3 protein-coding genes are annotated in these 2,384 nt (G+C 49.9%); 2 read left to right on the top strand and 1 reads right to left on the bottom strand.

What is annotated here, in order from left to right; genetic code table 11:
* A partial coding sequence (locus tag BN1128_RS02705) for a response regulator (protein ID WP_042866130.1) occupies positions 1 to 194 on the bottom strand: 194 nt, incomplete at its 3' end.
* Positions 195 to 548: 354 nt separating this feature from the next.
* Between BN1128_RS02705 and BN1128_RS02700 the strand changes: the two genes are divergently transcribed.
* Entirely contained in the window at positions 549 to 878 is a 330-nt protein-coding gene (locus BN1128_RS02700) for a response regulator (protein WP_042866129.1), read from the top strand.
* A gap of 21 nt (positions 879 to 899) precedes the next feature.
* Complete coding sequence (locus BN1128_RS02695; protein ID WP_156140085.1) at positions 900 to 2,162, top strand: response regulator; 1,263 nt, start codon at positions 900 to 902, stop codon at positions 2,160 to 2,162.
* The last annotated feature ends 222 nt before the right edge of the window (positions 2,163 to 2,384 follow it).

The raw sequence follows: 2,384 nt of genomic DNA, 5'->3' as shown, positions 1-2,384 counted from the left end.
GGCATCATGATATCGAGCAGCACAAGGTCGGGGGGCGTGTCGGAACGGGCTATCTCCAGCGCCTTGCGACCCGTGGTCGCCAGCTTGATGCTGTAGCGTCCACTCAGCAGCGCATTCATCAAATTGAGGGTACCGGTGTCATCATCAACCACCAGCACCACAGGACGAGCTGCGTCCAGGGCAAGATGTTCCATATCTCGTGACTCTCCCTGCCATAATGAAGAAGGCGGCGACCCTTTCCCGCCCTTCTCACACCATAACGGATCCCCCGACAGGCAGCCATGACAACCAGATTGAAATGTGCTTACTACCATGCAGGCGGCAGCAAGTTGCCAAGGGGAAAGCGGCAGTTCAGCGCATCACTACGCCATCACAGATGGTCTGAGCCAACTGCCGTGGTCACATCAAATTGAGCCTTTATCCAGTTGATGAGTCGCGCTCGGTTGCGGATAGATATGTCCAGTGCAAGGCAGCAGAGGTATCGGTTGACCAAGGCCATGCACCCTATATTATCATGCTCAAAACGAGCTGGCAGGATACAGCGACAGATGGGCACATCAGATAGCCATATGGACATAGCAAAGATAATTTCCGGGCCCACTCTGGTGCTGGAAAAAGATAATGTGCACAGCGATGCACTCTGCCATCAGTTACGCGCCATTGGCATAACCCAGATTAATGCGGTGGAAAGTGTCGAAGCCCTGGAAAATTGCGTGGCTGATGGCTCCGTCGCCATGATCATCTGCAATATCGATATCGAGTCGGAACACCTGCTCACACTGCTGAAAAATATCCGCAGCACAGCACGCAATCACACATTACCTTTTTTGACTCTGACCTCAGGGACCGATCGCCCATTGATCGAAAAATTTGTCTAGGCGAAAGTCTCTGACATTATTTTGACCCCGCTCAAACCCGACACTCTTAAACCTAGGATCACCCGGCTGCTGTTGGCAATCAATCAGTCGCAACCCCAGCTCTCTCAATTCGACTTCGGTCGTTTACACCGTTTTTCCAACAGCGATCTGGTCGCCAGCAATCAGGACAGCCCCACCATTCTGGTGGTTGACGATATTCCAGATAATTTGATGCTGATCACCTCGGTATTTCGCAAGGAATTTCATCTCAAGCTGGTCAAGGATGGCGAAAAGGCGATCAGGATCTGCCAATCGGATAATCCCCCTGATCTGGTGCTGCTCGATATCATGATGCCCAACCTGAACGGATTTGATGTCGCCAGAATTTTGCGTGAACACCCCCACTCAGAACACATCCCCATCGTCTTTATGACGGCACTGGATGATATCTATTCACGTAAACGGGCGATGAAACTGGGGGCAGTCGATTTTATCACCAAGCCGATAGACATCGAGATGCTGCGTTTTCGCATTGCCAATCTGATGCGGCTGGTACATGCCAGAAGAGACCTGCAAAAAGAGTTCGATCAGATGCTTGAGCTCAACGCGCTCAAAGAGAGCCTCGAGTTCAATATCCGCTATGAAATCCGGGAGCCCCTGCTCAATGCGGTACACCTGCTGGAAGAACTGGCCGCCGACCCGTCGCTCAATATGATCCAAAAAACCCAGCTATCCATCACCAGAAAATCAGTAGGAGATGCGCTGGAATTGACCCGTCTGGCCACCGAGATCTACCAGATTGAAACCGGCAACTTTCTCTTGAAAGCGGGTAAAGTCCAGCTCTTTGATATTTTCAACCGACTCTTGGTGCAGTTCAAAAATCTCTATGCCGCGAAAAATCTCGATATCAAGCTGACCAAACCCAAAAATTATCTCTATGACGAGCTGTTCATCGCAGGTGACGAATTTCTCTGTTATTCCGCGTTTCAAATATTGATACGGCTCGCCTGCGAACATGCAGCGCCCTCCTCCTGCGTGGAAATTCTCTGTCTGAAAAACCCTGACAGCATTATCTTGAATATTGCTAGTTCGACCTTGCTGGATATCAGCCGCGTCATGTCTCTGTTCGATAAATTCCCCTCCTCGGATAACAAAGAAGAGCGTAGTCGCAATGGTTATCATGGCAAAATCATGCTAGAAGCCCATGGCGCCACCGTCACTGTGTCGCTGGATGAAGAGACCCAGCGACTGAATATCGCTACCGTGCTTCCTCAAAAAGAGGATTTCGACCTATATCCACAATGAGCATCCGCAAATGTGTTTATCCGTTATCACAGTACGATAACCATGATTAAACTCCGCGCGGGTTCAATAACAAGTGTGATAAGTCATATGTTCAGCCGATTGAACATCGTCGACTGGATTAACTCAAACGGGCCTCCCCAAGACGTAAAGTAAACAAGGCTAGCACCATGAACTCATTCATCATCTTACTTTTCTTATTATATTTCTGCCCCCCCCCCCCCC

It is taken from the genome of Aeromonas piscicola, from assembly GCF_000820005.1.
Classification (GTDB): Bacteria; Pseudomonadota; Gammaproteobacteria; order Enterobacterales; family Aeromonadaceae; genus Aeromonas; species Aeromonas piscicola.
This window is presented reverse-complemented; position numbering and strand designations above follow the sequence as displayed.